At 33.1% G+C, this 18,255-nt stretch carries 14 protein-coding genes; 9 read left to right on the forward strand and 5 right to left on the reverse strand.

All coding sequences use genetic code 11. The features are described 5' to 3' along the window. The first annotated feature begins 27 nt into the window (after positions 1 to 27). On the forward strand, positions 28 to 882 hold the full coding sequence (gene purU, locus FLACHUCJ7_RS22855) for a formyltetrahydrofolate deformylase (RefSeq protein WP_180910656.1): 855 nt from the start codon (positions 28 to 30) through the stop codon (positions 880 to 882). Positions 883 to 961: 79 nt separating this feature from the next. Here the strand turns inward: purU and FLACHUCJ7_RS22860 are convergent, their stop codons facing one another. Then, positions 962 to 3,658: an SdiA-regulated domain-containing protein gene (locus FLACHUCJ7_RS22860; RefSeq protein WP_180910657.1), complete on the reverse strand. Its 2,697-nt coding sequence runs from the start codon at positions 3,656 to 3,658 to the stop codon at positions 962 to 964. A gap of 187 nt (positions 3,659 to 3,845) precedes the next feature. After that, positions 3,846 to 5,015: a proline dehydrogenase family protein gene (locus FLACHUCJ7_RS22865; protein WP_180910658.1), complete on the reverse strand. Its 1,170-nt coding sequence runs from the start codon at positions 5,013 to 5,015 to the stop codon at positions 3,846 to 3,848. A 285-nt stretch (positions 5,016 to 5,300) separates the two neighbouring features. On the opposite strand from FLACHUCJ7_RS22865, the gene aroB reads away from it, so the two are divergent. The 5 genes from aroB (at position 5,301) to recQ (ending at position 11,802) form a co-directional block, all read left to right on the forward strand. Further along, the gene (gene aroB, locus FLACHUCJ7_RS22870) at positions 5,301 to 6,368 is read left to right on the forward strand and encodes a 3-dehydroquinate synthase (RefSeq protein WP_180910659.1); all 1,068 of its coding nucleotides are present in this window, start codon (positions 5,301 to 5,303) and stop codon (positions 6,366 to 6,368) included. A gap of 294 nt (positions 6,369 to 6,662) precedes the next feature. Continuing rightward, positions 6,663 to 8,066, forward strand: a complete 1,404-nt coding sequence (locus tag FLACHUCJ7_RS22875; RefSeq protein WP_031457675.1) for a type III PLP-dependent enzyme domain-containing protein — start codon at positions 6,663 to 6,665, stop codon at positions 8,064 to 8,066. Positions 8,067 to 8,177: 111 nt separating this feature from the next. Further along, entirely contained in the window at positions 8,178 to 9,146 is a 969-nt protein-coding gene (locus FLACHUCJ7_RS22880) for a deoxyhypusine synthase family protein (RefSeq protein WP_031457674.1), read from the forward strand. Between the two features lie 7 nt (positions 9,147 to 9,153). After that, a complete protein-coding gene (locus FLACHUCJ7_RS22885; RefSeq protein ID WP_180910660.1) occupies positions 9,154 to 9,558 on the forward strand; it encodes a DNA primase in 405 nt (134 codons plus the stop codon). Positions 9,559 to 9,684: 126 nt separating this feature from the next. Further along, the gene (recQ, locus tag FLACHUCJ7_RS22890) at positions 9,685 to 11,802 is read left to right on the forward strand and encodes a DNA helicase RecQ (protein ID WP_180910661.1); all 2,118 of its coding nucleotides are present in this window, start codon (positions 9,685 to 9,687) and stop codon (positions 11,800 to 11,802) included. Between the two features lie 55 nt (positions 11,803 to 11,857). Here the strand turns inward: recQ and FLACHUCJ7_RS22895 are convergent, their stop codons facing one another. The 3 genes from FLACHUCJ7_RS22895 to lon all read right to left on the reverse strand — a co-directional run bounded on the left by FLACHUCJ7_RS22895 (position 11,858) and on the right by lon (position 15,792). Then, positions 11,858 to 12,280, reverse strand: coding sequence for an SRPBCC family protein (locus tag FLACHUCJ7_RS22895; RefSeq protein ID WP_180910662.1), 423 nt, complete (start codon positions 12,278 to 12,280; stop codon positions 11,858 to 11,860). Between the two features lie 72 nt (positions 12,281 to 12,352). Then, positions 12,353 to 13,231, reverse strand: a complete 879-nt coding sequence (locus tag FLACHUCJ7_RS22900; RefSeq protein ID WP_180910663.1) for a helix-turn-helix domain-containing protein — start codon at positions 13,229 to 13,231, stop codon at positions 12,353 to 12,355. A gap of 107 nt (positions 13,232 to 13,338) precedes the next feature. Beyond that, complete coding sequence (gene lon / locus FLACHUCJ7_RS22905; protein WP_180910664.1) at positions 13,339 to 15,792, reverse strand: endopeptidase La; 2,454 nt, start codon at positions 15,790 to 15,792, stop codon at positions 13,339 to 13,341. A 285-nt stretch (positions 15,793 to 16,077) separates the two neighbouring features. Here lon and FLACHUCJ7_RS22910 point away from each other — a divergent pair, with 285 nt between their 5' ends. The 3 genes from FLACHUCJ7_RS22910 to FLACHUCJ7_RS22920 are packed head-to-tail and all read left to right on the forward strand — an operon-like array spanning position 16,078 to position 18,213. Then, positions 16,078 to 16,635, forward strand: a complete 558-nt coding sequence (locus FLACHUCJ7_RS22910; protein WP_180910665.1) for an RNA polymerase sigma factor — start codon at positions 16,078 to 16,080, stop codon at positions 16,633 to 16,635. Next, positions 16,632 to 17,168: an anti-sigma factor gene (locus FLACHUCJ7_RS22915; protein WP_078229382.1), complete on the forward strand. Its 537-nt coding sequence runs from the start codon at positions 16,632 to 16,634 to the stop codon at positions 17,166 to 17,168. Before FLACHUCJ7_RS22910 ends, FLACHUCJ7_RS22915 begins: the two co-directional genes overlap by 4 nt. Then, a complete protein-coding gene (locus tag FLACHUCJ7_RS22920; RefSeq protein WP_180910666.1) occupies positions 17,152 to 18,213 on the forward strand; it encodes a DUF4097 family beta strand repeat-containing protein in 1,062 nt (353 codons plus the stop codon). The genes FLACHUCJ7_RS22915 and FLACHUCJ7_RS22920 overlap by 17 nt, the downstream gene beginning before the upstream one ends. Positions 18,214 to 18,255 lie beyond the last annotated feature (42 nt).

The following is an 18,255-nucleotide window of genomic DNA, read 5'->3' on the forward strand; positions in this document are numbered from 1 at the left end:
AAATAACCGATTAACTAAAAAATTATAATGCAAAAAATCACCATTCTGATTCACTGTAAAGACCAAAAAGGAATTATTGCAGCAGTGACTACTTTTATCGCTAAAGTTGAAGGAAACATTATTTATATCGATCAGCATGTTGATACAGAACAAAATGTATTTTTTATGCGATTAGAATGTGAATTAACCAACCATCACATTACAATTGAAAATCTAAAAGATGATTTTAACCAGACCATTGCCGCTGATTTTGATATGTCCTGGGACTTGTATAATCAGGAGCAAAAGCCTAAAATGGCTTTGTTTGTATCTAAATATGATCATTGTTTATTTGATATTTTAGGAAGATACAGTGCGGGTGAGTTGAATGTTGAAATTCCGTTAATCATTAGTAATCACAATGATCTGCGTTCTATAGCAGAGCGCTTTGATATTCCGTTTCATTGTGTTCCTTTTACAAAAGACAATAAGGAAGAAGGTGAAGCTAAGCAAATCGAATTATTAAAAAGATATCAAATTAATTTTATTGTTCTGGCGCGTTATATGCAAATTATTACGCCTGGATTGATTTCGCTTTACGAAAATAAGATTATAAACATCCATCACTCTTTTTTACCTGCTTTTCCTGGTGCAAAACCGTATCATTCAGCATTTAAAAGAGGAGTGAAAATTATTGGTGCAACGAGCCATTACGTAACAGAAGAGTTAGATGAAGGCCCAATTATTGAACAGGACATTGCACGTGTTTCACATATACATTCGGTAGAAGATTTTATAATGAAAGGTCGTGATTTGGAACGTATTGTTCTGGCAAGAGCCATAAAATTACATGCTGAGCGTAAGACAATGGTTTACAGCAATAAAACAGTTGTTTTTTCTTAAAAGATCAAGAATTATAAAATTAAAGAAGCCGTTTCAAGTTATTTTGAAACGGCTTCTTCTTTTAGAAAATATTCTAATATTATTTCTTAATCACACGGATTGTTTTTCTGTTTCCTCCCTGAATTACAACTACATTGTAAACACCAGTTGCGTAATCATTTCCTATTCTTTGGCTTTGCGCTTCATCAGCATTACTGAACTCAAAAGCATCTACCTGTTTTCCGTTCATGTCATATACATTTATTACAACGCTATCATTACTAAGTGTTCCTAAATCTAACTGAAAAACTGAACTGTAAGGAACCGGATAAGCTACTACTTTAAAAGTATTTATTTCTGAAGGATTCTCAATACCTAAATTAGGGCTTGTTTTAACAAAAACACCCGGAGAACCAATTTCAGTACTGCTGTTAGCGGCAAAAAATGCACCATTAGTACCTACTGCACTCAATTGCGTAATTGGTGTAGTTATAGTAGTTACCCCTTCAGTATTATCAAATGTTTTGAAAGTTCCTGTAGATGAAGCCCCGAACAATACAGAAGTTACTGGTGTGCTGCTTGTAGCATTATATAGATTCACCTGATCACCACTTGTCCCTAAACCAATTCCGGAACCAGTATAATTCCCAATTCTCAAACCTGCCGGAGGATTTGCTCCAAACCAGTTATTTAAAAATGTCGTAGTTTTTCCGGCTAAATCATTAGTTTCAATAAAGATTACAGATTCTCCCGGATTAATGCTTGTAATTCCGTTTAAAGCTACGGCTGCTGCAGGTGATTGTGAATTATCATCAACTTTCCAGCCTGTAATATCAACCGCTACTCCTTTAGTATTCGTAATTTCAAACCAGTCAGCTGCTACAGGACTGTCACCGCTTGACCATGGTGCCACTTCAGAGATAAATAATTTTCCTGTAGTTCCAGGAGAGCCTATTTGATTCGCATCATTTTTAGCTGCAAAGGCATCGTTAACACCAACCTGACTTAATGTTGAAATAGTCGCATTGTTAAGACTGGCTGCGTTATTAAATGTTACATTAGTAGTTGATGTTCCAAAAATGACATTTGCTTTTAGATTTCCACTCGCATCAAATAAGTTTACCTGATCACCTCCTGAACTTAGACCTATTGAACCGCCACTATAACTTCCAACTTGTAAACCTGCCGGTATAGTATTTCCAAACCAGGTAGACTTAAAGTTAGCGATAACAGTTGCATTATTTGCAGCCGTTGTTTCTAAGAAAATTACAGATTCTCCAGCCTTAATAGTGGTGATTCCATTCAAAGTTAAAGCTGAAGAAAATGTCTTAGAATCATCATCTACTTTCCAGCCTGTAATATCAAGATCAGTAGTTCCGTTGTTTGTTACTTCAAACCAATCAGCTTTAATTGGATCAACACTGCTGGACCAGGGTGCTACTTCTGTAATGCTTACTGTTGCAATTGGTGCTACTTCATTAGTTACATCTGTAATTGACAAGGTAAAGTTAACAGAAGCATCAGGAGTAGAACCAACAGTTGTGTCATCTACATTTATAGTCACACTGTAACTCGTTTTAGTTTCATAATCCAATACCTTTCCTGCTTTGATATATAAAGTTGAACCAATGATTTGAAAAGAACCTGCATCTGCACCTGATAATGATAAGGTGTTTGTACCTAATCCATCATCTGTAACCAAAATATCTGAAATTTTAACTGCAGGTGTAGTCGTTGTATTTTCTAAAACGGAATTTATTGTATTTGCCAAAGCAACAGCTGTTGGAGCCTGATTTGGTAAAGCTGAAGGAGCATACACCCAAAGCTGCGGGTGATCGATATCACCACCTCCATTTTCGTTGACGATATATAAATTACCATTACGATCCATAGTCATTCCTTCGTGTTGCTGATTAGCAGCATCTAAAGGATTTCCTGGATCTGACACGATAGTTAAAGTACTTGAAATTACTCCATTTCGGTCTATATTTACTACTTTGGCATTTTCTTGGCTCAATACCAATAAATTGTTATACAAAGGCTGACCATTTAGTGCCGGCAAATTAGATAAAGCAAAAACATCAGCAACATCTGAAAAACCTAGCAATGCAGGATCGAAAAGATTAACAGAGTTATCTGTTGTAGGCGAACCATTAGTTGCTGTTCCTGCATCAAAATCAATTCCTGTCTGGAAAATTCCCATTGGAGATATCTCTTTTAAAACAATATAACCATTCGTAAGCGGATCATAAGAAAGTCCTTCTGTTCCTGTATTATTAACGAATGCTCCTAGTTTTACCGTTTTTGTATTACTTCTCGTAAGTGTTGTTCCCGCAGCATACGTAAACAAAACGACTTGTCTGTCACGCTCTTCAGTCATTACAAACTGACCATTACCAATGTAAGTAATCCCCTCGGAGTCATAAAAATCACTTCCTTGTGGGCTGCTTCCCTGAGCTAATGTCATCGTATCGATAAACTGTCCTGTCAGTGATACCTGAGTGACTGAAGTAGTTCCGTCACCCACAATAAAAAGCGTATTGGTATCCCAGTTGTAAGTTACTCCCGAAGCTTCCTGAGCCAGTAAATTATTCAAAGGATGTGCGGTTCTTGTTGGCTCCGGCAAATCGTATCGTCCTAATCTGACATAAGTCGAAAGATCTACAGTCTGAGCCACATTATTTTGACTAAAACCTAGTATTGCCATAATTGATAATAATCCTGTTCTTAGATTAAATAATTCTGACTTAAAATTGGTTGTAGCGTTGTGTGGATTTAGTAGTAAAGATTTTATCATATTGGTAAATTTTAATTTGGTACAAATCTATTTAACAGCAAAATTTTGTAATTAATGTAATAGTTACTTTATGATTAACTCTTTGTTTTTATTGTTTAGTGAATGTTATGAGAAAAAAATAAACTCAAAAAAAACCGCCTCAGGTTATGAGACGGTTTTGTTTAAGATAGTAGTATATTGAAAAATTTTATTTCCCTTTTCTTCTTTTACGTTCTGCTTTAATCATTGACAATTCACGGCTCGTTTGCCCAGCCACAGAGGTATTTTCTTCTGCACGTCGAATCAGGTACGGCATCACGTCTTTTACAGGTCCGAAAGGCAAATATTTTGCAACATTATATCCATTCTCTGCAAGATTATAACTGATGTTATCGCTCATTCCGTATAATTGCCCAAACCAGATTCTGTTGTCATTTTTGGCGATTGCTTTTTGTTCCATCAGCTCCATGAGTTTATAAGAGCTCAATTCATTGTGGGTTCCTGCAAAAATTGACATCGTGTCTAAATGATCCAGCATATAAAGTACAGCAGCATCATAATTCTCATCAGTCGCTTCTTTAGAAACACATATTGGAGAAATATATCCTTTTTCTTCTGCTCTTTTATTCTCTTTCTCCATATAAGCGCCGCGAACTAATTTTATTCCAATAAAGAAACCTTCTTTTTTAGCAATTTCATGAAGCCTTTTCAGATAATCCAAACGATCCCAACGATACATTTGTAAAGTATTAAAAACTATGGCTTTTTCTTTATTATATTTGCGCATCATCTCAGTTACCAGATCATCGGCGGCATCCTGCATCCAGCTTTCTTCTCCATCAATTAGTAATGCCACATCTTTCTTATGTGCTTCACTGCAAACATGATCAAAACGAGCTACAACTCTACTCCATTCTTCTTGTTCTGATGGGGTTAAAACTTGTTTTTCTCCTAATTTTTCATACAATTCAAAACGTCCCAAACCAGTTGGTTTAAAAACTGCAAACGGAATTGCCAGACGCTCTTTGGCGAATTCAATAGTTTTTAAAGTCATTTCCAGTGCAGCATTAAACTGCTCTTCCTCTTCTTTTCCTTCAACAGAATAATCCAAAACAGACGAAACTCCTTTGGTAAACATTTTGTCAACAACTGTAATACAATCGTCTTCATTAATACCACCACAAAAATGGTCAAATACAGTGGCACGAATAAGCCCTTCAACAGGAAGATGTGCCTTTATGGCAAAATTGGTAACAGCTGTACCAATCCTTACCAAAGGTTCGCTGTCAATCATTTTAAAAAGAAAATAAGCCCTGTCAAGTTCTGTATCGCTTTTTAACGAAAATGCAACCTGAGTATTGTCGAATATTTTTTCCATTAAGTTAGTTTTTAGGCAAAGATAAAGAGTGTTTTGAATATTATTTAACAAAAGAGGGATATTTTTAAAAATTCATAACATTAAATAATCAGATGAAGAGTCCGACTAAAATTAGTATTAAAGAAGGAATTAGAACTTAATGAGGGTTAAATACCGTATAATTTAATCAAATAAATTTATTTTTAACGATTATAAAAACTTATTTTTAAAACAAATTAGAATCGGGATTTGAATATTATTTAGTTAAAAATGCCTTATTTTGCCGATTCAATTAACCGAAGAATTATGCAATCTATTCAAGCAAATAATTATTTAGTACATTTTAACCAAAATGCATACGAAGCCTTAAACAATCACTTAAAGGAGACGAAATATTCCAATGTTTTTATTATAGTTGATGATAAAACAAATGAGCATTGTTTACCTAAATTTTTACCTTTATTAGAAACCGATTTAACTATTGAAATTATAGAATTCGAATCTGGGGAAGCAAATAAAAATATAGAAACCTGTATTCAAATCTGGAATGTACTTACTGAATTAGGAGCCGATAGAAAATCATTGGTAATTAATCTGGGTGGAGGAGTTGTTACTGATTTGGGAGGCTTTGTAGCCTCTACATTTAAGCGTGGAGTAGATTTCATCAATATTCCGACAACTCTATTATCTATGGTAGATGCTTCTGTAGGAGGAAAAACCGGTGTTGATTTAGGAAATCTTAAAAACCAGATTGGGGTAATTAATGTACCACAGATGGTTTTAATTGATACCCAATATTTAGAAACCTTACCACAAAGTGAAATGCGTTCGGGCCTTGCCGAAATGCTGAAACACGGTTTAATTTATGATGCCTCTTATTGGAGACAGTTTTTAAATTTAAAATCCATTGACTATGCAGACTTTGATGAATTGATTTACCGCTCGGTTGAAATTAAAAACGATATTGTAATTCAGGACCCAACGGAAAAAAACATTCGTAAAGCATTGAATTTCGGACATACTTTAGGTCACGCTATCGAAAGTTACTTTTTAGAAAGCGAGGCTAAAACTACCTTATTACACGGTGAGGCTATTGCTGTCGGAATGATTTTGGAAAGCTACATTTCCTTACATAAAGACCTTATTTCACCTGAAGAATATGCTGAAATCAAAACTGCTATCAAAGGCATTTATGATGATGTCCAATTTGAAGAAAACGACATCGATCCAATATTAGAATTACTTGTTCACGACAAAAAAAACGAGTATGGTCTGATTCAATTTGCATTGATTGAAGGGATCGGGAAAATAAAAATTAATCAATCAGTTGAAAATAAATTGATTCTGGACGCGTTTCAGGATTATAAGTCTTAAACATTTTTTTAATAAAAAGCATTGCATTAGGTATATATTATTTTTTACATTTGCCACAATGAAAACAAACAATAAACAAAGACATTTTAGTTCTTATAGAAACCGTCTCAATAGTTCTTTATTAAGAATATTGAACCGTCTTTATAATAGTAAAAGTCCGTTTTGTTTAGACGTTTTTTTATGTTCAAAGGCAGAACACGAAAAACTGGAAATTGTATTTGCCAATATCAGGGTTTGAATTTAAGATTTAGAGACGTTTACTAAATTTAAAAATACATGCTAAAATATTGCTAAATGAATACAAAATATTCTGACCTAATCAATCAAACCTATTATTTCCCTCAGGAAGAGTTCAAACTGAATAAAGACAACTTACAATTTCACAATATCGATTTGATGAAATTGGTTGAGCAATATGGTACTCCATTAAAATTCACCTACTTACCACAGATTTCTGAAAATATCAACAAAGCAAAAGCCTGGTTCAGAAAATCAATGGAAAAAAACAAATACGAAGCAAAATATTACTATTGTTATTGTACAAAAAGCTCTCATTTTGAATACATTATGAATGAAGCTTTCAAAAATAACATTCACGTTGAAACTTCATCTGCTTTTGACATTAATATTGTTGAAAATTTACTAGAAAACGGTAAAATCAACAAGAGTACTTATGTTATTTGTAATGGTTTCAAAAGAGACGAATACATTACCAACATCGCAAGATTAATCAATAACGGACATAAAAATACTATTCCGATTATCGATAATTATGAAGAATTAGATTTACTTCAGGCAGAAATCAAAGGAAAATTCAAAATCGGAATTCGTATTGCTGCGGAGGAAGAGCCTAAATTTGAATTTTACACTTCAAGATTAGGTATCGGATACAAAAACATAGTTTCTTTTTACAAAAAACAAATTCAGGAAAATGATAAGTTAGAGCTTAAAATGCTTCACTTTTTCATTAATACCGGAATAAATGATACCGCATATTACTGGAACGAATTGGTAAAATGTATCAAAGTATACATTGCACTTAAAAAGGAATGTCCTAGTCTTGATGGCCTGAACATTGGAGGTGGTTTCCCTATTAAAAACTCATTGGCATTTGAATATGATTACCAATATATGATTGATGAAATTATCAATCAGATTAAAATTGCCTGTGACGAAGCCGAAGTTGATGTCCCGAATATTTTTACAGAATTTGGATCATTCACAGTTGGAGAAAGTGGCGGTGCTATCTATCAGATTTTATATCAAAAGCAACAAAATGACAGAGAAAAATGGAATATGATCGACTCGTCTTTCATTACCACTTTACCTGACACATGGGCTATAAACAAGCGTTTTATCATGCTGGCGGTGAACCGTTGGAATGATACTTACGAACGGGTTTTATTAGGCGGATTGACTTGCGATAGTGATGACTATTACAACTCTGAACAAAATATGAACGCGATTTATTTACCTAAATACAACAAAGAAAAACCATTGTATATTGGTTTCTTTAATACGGGAGCGTATCAGGAAACTATTGGAGGCTACGGAGGTTTACACCACTGCTTGATTCCACAACCGAAACATATTTTAATCGATCGTGACGAAAACGGAATTTTAGCCACTGAAGTTTTCTCAGAACAACAAACTTCTGACGATGTTTTAAAAATTTTAGGTTATACTAAAAAAGCATAAAAAAAATCTGCAAATTAAAAGGTAATAACTTTAAAATTATTAATTTGCAGTATCACAAAAAGGTAACTTTTAATTCAAAAAACAAAAAAACAAAAAAAAAACAAACAACAAATGAAAGGACCAATCAGTCAGTTTATTGAAAAACATTATTTGCACTTTAACTCTGCTGCCCTGGTTGATGCTGCAAAAGCATACGAACAGCAATTGGCAAGTGGAGCTAAAATGTTGGTAAGTATGGCTGGCGCAATGAGTACAGCAGAAATTGGCAAAATTTTTGCCGAAATAATAAGACAGGACAAAGTTCAGATTATTTCATGTACCGGAGCTAACTTAGAAGAAGACATCATGAATTTAGTAGCACACTCTCATTATGAAAGAGTGCCAAACTATCGTGATTTAACCCCGGAAGACGAATGGGCCTTACTTGAAAGAGGACTGAATCGTGTTACCGACACCTGTATTCCTGAACATGAAGCTTTCCGTCGTTTACAAAAACACATTTACAAAATCTGGAAAGATGCTGATGATAAAGGAGAACGTTATTTTCCACATGAATTCATGTATAAAATGTTGTTGTCCGGTGTTTTGGAAGAATATTACGAAATTGATTTAAAGGACAGCTGGATGTATGCAGCTGCCGAGAAAAATTTACCTATTATTGTTCCGGGATGGGAAGATAGTACAATGGGTAATATTTTTGCATCATACGTAATTAAAGGAGAGTTAAAAGCTTCAACCATGAAATCCGGTATAGAATACATGACATTCCTTGCTGACTGGTATACCAAAAACAGTGAAAACGGAATCGGATTTTTTCAAATTGGCGGTGGTATTGCAGGAGATTTTCCTATTTGTGTGGTACCAATGCTGTATCAGGATATGGAAATGCATGATGTTCCGTTTTGGAGTTATTTCTGCCAGATTTCAGATTCAACAACTAGTTACGGATCCTATTCCGGAGCTGTTCCAAACGAGAAAATCACTTGGGGTAAATTAGATATTAAAACCCCTAAATTTATTATTGAGTCGGATGCAACAATTGTTGCCCCATTAATTTTTGCTTACTTATTAGATTTATAGGATATTTATGAAAAGAGTTATAGTAGACTACGCCAAACTTACCAACGAAATTTTAAACCTTTTGGTAGAAAAATTTCCTGACGGTTATGATGATTCGGATGTTATCCGTTTTAGAAATGCTAAAAACGAATTGATCGAAGCTGTTGAAGTTCGTACAGAAGACACTATTTATTTAGTAAAAATTAGTACAAAACTTGCTGACAGAATTGAAAATTATGATGAAGATGACGATATAGATCTTGATGTTGATACAATCGAACCTGTAAAAGGAATTGATCTTGATGATGATAGTGATGATGACGATGATGATGATAACCAGGACAAACCTGATACAGATGGTGATGATGACGATGATGATGAGGACAAAGACGACATCAGTGATGAAGATGATGATGAAGACGATGAAGATTAATTCATATTTAAATAAAATAAAGGAACTCTAAATCAGGGTTCCTTTTTTTATAATCTAACATGAAATATTTTTAATTATAAGAAAAATATTATAATTTATTATATCTTTGAAAAAAATATAAGCCAAATGAATTCAGAAATATTACATGCCAAACTAAAAGAAAATTTCGGTTTTGAAAAATTCAGACCAAATCAGGAAAATATAATAAATACGATTCTTTCAGGCCAGGATACGCTGGCTATAATGCCAACAGGAGGAGGAAAATCTATATGCTTTCAGTTACCTGCTTTAATTCTGCCGGGAATTACTGTTGTTATTTCTCCATTAATAGCTTTGATGAAGGATCAGGTTGATAGCTTAAAAACCAACGGAATTTCTGCTTGTTATATCAATAGCAGTCAATCAAGTGATGAACAGCAATTTTATATTGAGAATTTAAAATCGAATAATTTTAAACTTGTCTACATCGCTCCTGAAAGTTTGTCTTACCTGGACATTGTATTTAATGATCTAACAATCAGTCTAATTGCAATTGATGAAGCACATTGTATTTCGTCATGGGGACATGATTTTCGACCAGCTTATACTAATCTGGGATATTTAAAAAACCGCTTCCCCTCTACTCCTATTCTTGCTTTGACCGCAACAGCAGACAAAGCAACACGTACCGATATTACAAAGCAATTAAATTTAAAAAACTCAAAGACTTTCATTGCTTCTTTCGATAGAATAAATTTGAGCCTCGAAGTTCGTCCGGCACTTGACCGTGTCAAACAAATTATTGATTTTGTAGAAAACAAACCGAATGAATCAGGTATCATTTATTGTCTAAGCAGGAAAACCACTGAAGAACTTGCTCAAAAACTTCAAAAAAGCGGAATGACTGCAAAAGCATATCATGCCGGACTGGATAATACTATTCGCGCTAAAACACAGGATGAATTTATAAATGATGACTGTCAGGTAGTTTGTGCTACGATTGCTTTTGGAATGGGGATTGACAAATCGAATGTGCGTTGGGTCATTCATTATAATTTACCAAAAAACATTGAAGGTTATTATCAGGAAATTGGCAGGGCAGGTCGTGATGGATTACCGGCAGAAACTGTTTTGTTTGAAAGTTATGCCGATGTGATTCAACTACAAAAATTTGCTTCAGAAGGTTTGAACTCTGATGTACAGCTGGCAAAATTAGACCGAATGAAACAATATGCCGATGCATTGAGCTGCAGAAGGAAAATTCTACTTTCTTATTTTGGGGAGTTGGTTACTGAAAATTGCGGCAATTGTGATATATGCAAAAATCCGCCAACATTTTTCGACGGCACAATTTTGGCACAAAAGGCATTATCTGCAATTACCCGTTTAAAAGAATCTGAGCCTTTAGCTGTAATTGTTGATTTTTTAAGAGGTTCAAAAAATGCATATATCTACGAAAAAAATTATCAGGAATTAAAAACCTACGGAATTGGTGCTGACATTTCCTGGTACGACTGGAATCAATATCTAATTCAGTTAATTAATTTAGGATATTGCGAAATTGCTTTTCATCAGCACAACAAAATTTTACTGACTCCTTTTGCCAAAAAAGTATTGTTTGAAGGCGAAAAAGTAAAATTAACTACGGTTGTTAAAAAAGTAATCGATAAAAACGAAATTAAGGAAGCAAAAACTAAACCGAAACCTGCCACAAACTCACTTTTTGAAACCCTCAGAAAATTGCGTTATGAAATTGCCAAGCAAGATGAAGTTCCTGCGTATGTCATTTTCAGTGATGCAGCATTAAGGCAAATGGAAACTTTACGACCAATGAGTGATGAAGAATTTCTGGCAATTGATGGTGTTGGAAAAACGAAACTCGAAAAATATGGTTCTGAATTTATAAATGCGATTATTGAATTTCAAAAGAGTAAAGTTTCAAATACTAAAATAAAAAAGGAAAGCGCTACTTATAAAACAACCTTAGAAATGTTTGAAAACGGAAATTCTGTACAAGAAATTGCGAAAACAAGAAAATTAGGCCTCTCGACAGTTATTTCTCATCTGGCTAAATTATATTTAGACGGAGTTGATATTGATGTCAGCCAATTTATTTCGGATGAAGAAGTCTTACAATTAGAAAAAGCCAGGACTGAACTTGAAAATCCAAATGCTTTAAAACCTTATTTTGACCATTTTGAAGAAAAAATGGGATATGATAAAATTAGGTTTGGTCTTGCAGTTTTAGAAAAAAAGAAGCAATAAAAAATAAATTCCGATACTGTGATTTACAGATCGGAATTTAGATTTTTCACCATAACTATTTATCTAAATTTGATAAGAAGGTTTCCTGAAAATTTTTAATTACTGTATTAATTTCTTCTCTCTCCTGAATTGCAACTTCATATATAGATTCGAACTTCACACTACATTTATCACCATCTTTAGGATCCATTTGAAAGATACCTTCATAATTATACACAGGCATTGGCGGCGATAAAATAATAAATTTCATTTCTAATTTGTTTCGATTAATTGATGTTAGCCTTTCTAAGATATCACCTCCGCCTTTTATATAAGTTGTCCTGAGAGCACCTACCCCATTTCCTTCTAAAATTACTTTTTCAATAAGATCTGGTACAAATTTTTCTGTTGCTCCAAAATCAACTAATTTTTCCCAAACTTTATCGGCATCAAGATTTACAATCGCTTCTGATGTCTGACTAACTTTTACTTTACTCATTTTAATATTTTTAAATTCTCTTCCAAAATAAAACGACAGGAAAAAGTAAAATTTAGATTTTTCTCAAAAGTATCAATATTGATTCAAAAGTTTATCAGCTCTTTTTTTTAAAAGAAACTGTTTCGGAGAAACACCAAACTGTTTCCCAAACAAATTGATAAAATAAGAGACATTTTCGTAACCCACTTCTAACGAAATTTGCGCAATGTTTAAATTTGTATCGGTCAAAAGTTCAACAGCCTTTTCAAGCCGTTTCTGAATAATCCACTTTTTAGGAGGTATTTCAAATTTTCTTTGAAAATCCCTGTTAAATAAAGAAATACTTCTTCCTGCTAAAAATGCATAATCCTCAACAGATAGAGGTTTATCAAAGTTTTCGAGCATTAATCCTTCGAGATTTCTTTTTTTTCTGGTATTTAAGGAAAGTAAAATTTGAATTAAATGATTCTGTTGTGGTGAATGATAAATTAAATATAATAATTCTAAAAGTTTAAGTTTTACAACTTCCTTATTTGCATTTTCTGTATATACTTTCAAAATTGATTCTGTAAAAATTCTAATACTTTCGGCATATCCCAAAAGCAAGGAAGGGGGTGGTCCTAAAGTTTTGACCGGATTAATTTTTGTCAAAAATTCATTGATAATATTTTCTTCAAAAAAATAAAAAACAGCCTCGAATTCTCCATTTTCAGGCAGAACATCCGAAATCATATACCTTCCTTTTGGTATAAAAACCAATTGATTCTGATTAAGACAAAACCTTTCTTCCTCGTAATACGTTTCAATATTAAGTGTTCCTTTTAAAACTACAGACAAAACATGTGAAGAAACATAATGGTCTGTATTCAAATCTATTGTATCCATGGTTTTATGGACGATACAAGACAAACCATTAACCATAATTTTTCTAACATTTTTATGGTGGTATAAAAGCTGAGGAACTACTTTCATTTTCTTCTAATTTAAAATTCCAAACTCCAAAACTGAAAATTCAGATTGAAATTTGGAATTTATATTTCAGCATGCAAAAATGCTTTTTTTAAATAATAAAAAATATTTTATTTCAATTGTTTTGCATTCTTTACATTTTGATCTGTCAATGCAAGAGCCAGAACTTCACTCATTTCTTTCACATAATGAAAACTCAGACCTTCTAAATATTCTGCTTTGATTTCATCAATATCAGATTTATTTTCGTGACATAAGATGATTTCTTTAATACCAGCTCTCTTTGCCGCTAAGATTTTTTCTTTAATGCCACCAACTGGTAAAACTTTTCCACGAAGGGTAATTTCGCCTGTCATGGCTAAACTTTTCTTCACTTTCTTTTGAGTCAATAAAGAAACCAAAGAAGTCAGCATTGCAATACCGGCACTTGGTCCGTCTTTTGGTGTAGCCCCCTCAGGAACATGCAGGTGAATATTGTATTTTTGAAACAAAGTTGAATCAAGTCCAAGCTTTTTAGCATTTGCTTTAATATATTCTAAAGCAATCGTAGCCGATTCTTTCATTACAGTACCAAGATTTCCTGTAATACTCAAGGCTCCTTTTCCTTCAGAAATCAACGATTCTATAAACAAAATATCGCCACCTACACTCGTCCAGGCAAGACCTGTAACTACTCCGGCAACATCATTATTTTCATATTTATCACGCTCCAATCTTGGAACACCTAAAACTTTTACAATATCCTCGTCAGTAACTTTTTTGTTATACTCCTCTTCCATCGCAACTGCTTTTGCAGCGTTACGAATTACCTGAGCAATTTTAGTTTCTAAATTACGAACACCGGATTCCCGTGTATAACCTTCAACAATTTTTTCTAATTGTTTTTTGCCAATTATCAAATCTTTAGCCGTTAATCCGTGAGCTTCTAATTGTTTTGGAAAAAGGTGTCGTTTTGCAATTTCTACCTTTTCTTCAATTGTATAACCTGACATTTTGATTACTTCCATCCTGTCACGCAAAGCTGGCTGAATAGCAGCCATATTATTTGATGTTGCAATGAACATTACTTTAGATAAATCATACCCCATTTCAAGGAAATTATCATAAAAAGCACTGTTTTGCTCTGGGTCTAAAACTTCTAATAAAGCTGAAGAAGGATCACCACTATTTCCGTTTGATAATTTATCAATTTCATCTAAAATAAAAACAGGATTTGAAGTTCCGGCTTTTTTCAAACTCTGAATAATTCGTCCCGGCATGGCTCCAATATACGTTTTTCTATGTCCTCGAATTTCTGCTTCATCACGCAAGCCTCCTAAAGAAATACGTACATATTCACGTCCAAGAGCTTCGGCAACAGAACGTCCAATAGAAGTTTTACCAACACCCGGAGGCCCTGTTAAACAAATAATTGGAGATTTCATATCGTTACGAAGTTTCAGTACCGCCAAATGTTCAATCATTCTTTTCTTAACTTCTTCAAGTCCAAAATGATCTTTATCTAAAACTTTCTGAGCAAATTTTAAATCAAATTTATCTTTAGAATATTCCCCCCAAGGCAATTCCAAAAACAACTCTAAATAGTTACGCTGAATTCCAAAATCAGGCGATTGTGGATTCATTCTGCGCATTTTTGACAACTCTTTTTCGAAATGTTTCTGCGTTTTTTCGTCCCATTTTTTGGTTTTCGCTTTCTGTCCCATTTCGTCCATTTCTTCTTCCTGCGAAACACCTCCCAATTCTTCCTGAATGGTTTTCATTTGCTGATGAAGGAAATACTCACGTTGTTGCTGATCTAAATCAAAACGAACTTTTGACTGAATGTCATTTTTCAGTTCTAATTTCTGAAGCTCAATATTCATATAACGCAGCGTTTCTAAAGCACGCTCTTTCAATCCATTTATCGATAAAAGATCTTGTTTTTCTTTTACAGACAAATTCATATTAGAAGAAACAAAATTGATTAGAAACGATTGGCTTTCAATATTTTTGATTGCGAAAGTTGCTTCTGATGGAATGTTTGGACTTTCCTTAATAATCTGAATCGCCAATTCTTTTACAGAATCTAAAATGGCAGTAAATTCACTATCGTTTTCTGCTGGACGCTCTTCGTTAACTTCTTTAATAGTTGCTGTAATATAAGGCTCTTCAGAAACTACGTCCTCTATTTCAAAACGTTTTTTTCCTTGCAGAATTACAGTAACATTTCCGTCCGGCATTTTCAAAACACGCAGAATCCTGGCTACTGTTCCTATTTTATGAATATCATCTTTAGAAGGATCTTCATCTTCTTCATTAATTTGCGAAACTACACCAATGATTTTTTCACCGGCATTGGCATCGTTGATTAATTTTATTGATTTATCCCTTCCTGCCGAAATTGGAATCACAACTCCGGGAAATAAAACAGTATTACGTAAAGGTAAAATGGGTAACGAAAGTGGAAGCTCTTCATTGTTCATTTCCTCTTCATCTTCGGGAGTTAATAATGGAATTAATTCTGCCTCCGAGTCAAATTCCTGAAGTGACAGATTGTCAATAGTAAGTATTTTATGGTTTGACATAATAATATATAAGTCGTTTTGTCATTAAAAGGTTTGTTCTAATCTCAAATACTAACTACGAAAGCTGTGTTTTAATAAAATCAGGCTAAAAATTATCTTTGAAAGTTAGGCCATAAAAATAGACAATCATTATGCCAAAAACAAAGACATTGCAATTGAAATTTTAATGTCCAAAACTATTTTATATAAGTATGACAGGCATTTCAAAAAAAATACAATTATTTTTATCAAAAGTGTAACAAACCGAAAAAAGCGAAGTCCTTATAAGAAACAAGCAATCATTACTTGAATACAACCAATCAAAATATCGAAGAGTTAATCAAACTTTGTAAAGAAAATAATCAAAAAGCACAATTTGAAGTTTACAATCGTTACTGCAAAGCTATGTATAATGTGGCTTACAGAATTGTAAAAGATGAACATTTTGCACAAGACGTCATGCAGGAAGGTTTTTTGAAAGCTTTTACAAAAATAAACGACTACAGGCAAGAAGTTGCTTTTGGTGCGTGGCTAAAGAAAATTATTGTGAATTACAGCATTGATTTTTATAAAAAGAATAATGCTTTTCAGATGGAAGACCTAAACAAAACACTTTATAAAATTGAAGAAAACGACACTATTCTTTCTGACAATATCGATCTGAATTCACTTAAGGTAAAACAGGTAATCGATGCCATATCAGGCTTAAAAGATAATTATAGAATGGTCTTAACTCTTTTTTATATTGAAGGTTATGATCAGGAAGAAATTAGCGAAATCTTAAATATAAGTTATCCTAACTGCAGAACTACATTAAGCAGGGCTAAGGAAAGTTTACGAAAAAAATTAGAAGAAGATTTATGAAAAAGGAAAATGACAAATTAGACGAGTTATTTAAAAAATTTGAAAAACAATGGGATGTTGAGGAAATGAATACAAACCATCAATTAGATTTCTTAAATAAACTGAACAAAAAACAGCCAAAGAAAAAGAATTATTCTTTTTGGGCCATTGCTGCTTCAATAGTCCTATTATTAGGCATATCCGTTTTCTACAATAGTAATGCAAAACCTCAGGAACTTAAATTTGCATCAAAAGAAACCAAACGAACGGATTCTATTTTCAGTATTTTAATTGAAAATGAACTGGTTAAACTGAAAGAAAAAAGTTCTCCGGAAAATGAGCAAATCATAAACGATGCTTTAAAACAAATGAAAGTTTTTGATGCCGATTATGAAAAAATTATAAAAGAGGTTCAGAAAAACGGTGAAAACAAACAAATTATTTACGCAATGATCAGCAACCTGCAGACCCGAATATCCTTTTTACAAACGGTTTTGCAGCGTATTGAAGAAAATGAAAACTTAAAAAATACCACAAATGAAGAAACACTATAACATACTGATTTTATTTATTTTAATTCCTTTTTTAGGGTTTTCAAATGATGATACTTTTATTTCAAAACAAAAAAGCATCAAAAAAACCTATATCGTTAATTCGAATGCAGGAATAGATATCGACAACAAATACGGAAACATCACAGTATCGACTTGGGATGAAGATAAAATCGACCTCGACATTACTATAAAAGTTACCGGAGGAAACGAAAATTGGGTCAACGAAAAACTGAATAGTATTGATGTTGATATTACAGCTCTTAAATCAATGGTTACAGCAAATACCAAAATTGGGAGCTCGTCCTTAAAAGGCAAAGGAAGCAGCAACAGTTTCGAAATCAATTATGTAATTAAAATCCCAAAAAGCGGAACAGTAAAATTAAATAATAAATATGGCAATATCACTGCTCTTGCTTTAGAGTCAACTACTGATATTTCCTGTAAATATGGAAAAGTTATGCTTGGGAAATTAAACGGACAAAGCAATCGCATTCAGATAGAATATTGCCAAAACTCAGCTATTGATTATATTAAAAACGGAATAATTGAAGCACGCTATTCAGGTTTAAAAATAAATGACTCCGGAAATCTGATTTTAGATACAAATTATACAGATTTAGTTATTTCTGATGGTCAAAACGTTAAATATGAGTGTAATTACGGAAATATTAAATTTCAGAAAATAAACTCACTTTCAGGGTCCGGTAATTATCTAACAATCAATGTTGCCGAAATTTCAAACAATATAAATATTGATACCAATTACAGCAAAATAAATATTGGAAACATAACGGAACAAGCCAATAACATTAATATTAATTCCGGTTACTCTGATATATATCTGGGGTATGACACCAATTATACATTTGATTTTAATATAAACACCAAATACGGAAATATTAAAAAAGACAATTCATTAGATATTTCCTTAACCGAAAACAAATCTGCTTCAAAAAAAATAAGTGGTTATAACAAAAGAAAAGGCCAAAATAAAGTCACCGTAAACTCGAATTACGGAAATGTAAGCTTAATCAAAAAACAATAAATACTTTAAGAACAGTTTTCAATCACTAAAACACCGGTATAT

Source organism: Flavobacterium salmonis (assembly GCF_903819435.1).
Classification (GTDB): Bacteria; Bacteroidota; Bacteroidia; order Flavobacteriales; family Flavobacteriaceae; genus Flavobacterium; species Flavobacterium chungangense.

What these genes read in the sequence shown, in the direction of transcription:
- purU (WP_180910656.1), top strand. Translation starts at nt 28, where the DNA reads ATGCAAAAAATCACCATTCTGATTCACTGTAAAGACCAAAAAGGAATT.
- FLACHUCJ7_RS22860 (WP_180910657.1), bottom strand. Translation starts at nt 3,658, where the DNA reads ATGATAAAATCTTTACTACTAAATCCACACAACGCTACAACCAATTTT.
- FLACHUCJ7_RS22865 (WP_180910658.1), bottom strand. Translation starts at nt 5,015, where the DNA reads ATGGAAAAAATATTCGACAATACTCAGGTTGCATTTTCGTTAAAAAGC.
- aroB (WP_180910659.1), top strand. Translation starts at nt 5,301, where the DNA reads ATGCAATCTATTCAAGCAAATAATTATTTAGTACATTTTAACCAAAAT.
- FLACHUCJ7_RS22875 (WP_031457675.1), top strand. Translation starts at nt 6,663, where the DNA reads ATGAATACAAAATATTCTGACCTAATCAATCAAACCTATTATTTCCCT.
- FLACHUCJ7_RS22880 (WP_031457674.1), top strand. Translation starts at nt 8,178, where the DNA reads ATGAAAGGACCAATCAGTCAGTTTATTGAAAAACATTATTTGCACTTT.
- FLACHUCJ7_RS22885 (WP_180910660.1), top strand. Translation starts at nt 9,154, where the DNA reads ATGAAAAGAGTTATAGTAGACTACGCCAAACTTACCAACGAAATTTTA.
- recQ (WP_180910661.1), top strand. Translation starts at nt 9,685, where the DNA reads ATGAATTCAGAAATATTACATGCCAAACTAAAAGAAAATTTCGGTTTT.
- FLACHUCJ7_RS22895 (WP_180910662.1), bottom strand. Translation starts at nt 12,280, where the DNA reads ATGAGTAAAGTAAAAGTTAGTCAGACATCAGAAGCGATTGTAAATCTT.
- FLACHUCJ7_RS22900 (WP_180910663.1), bottom strand. Translation starts at nt 13,231, where the DNA reads ATGAAAGTAGTTCCTCAGCTTTTATACCACCATAAAAATGTTAGAAAA.
- lon (WP_180910664.1), bottom strand. Translation starts at nt 15,792, where the DNA reads ATGTCAAACCATAAAATACTTACTATTGACAATCTGTCACTTCAGGAA.
- FLACHUCJ7_RS22915 (WP_078229382.1), top strand. Translation starts at nt 16,632, where the DNA reads ATGAAAAAGGAAAATGACAAATTAGACGAGTTATTTAAAAAATTTGAA.
- FLACHUCJ7_RS22920 (WP_180910666.1), top strand. Translation starts at nt 17,152, where the DNA reads ATGAAGAAACACTATAACATACTGATTTTATTTATTTTAATTCCTTTT.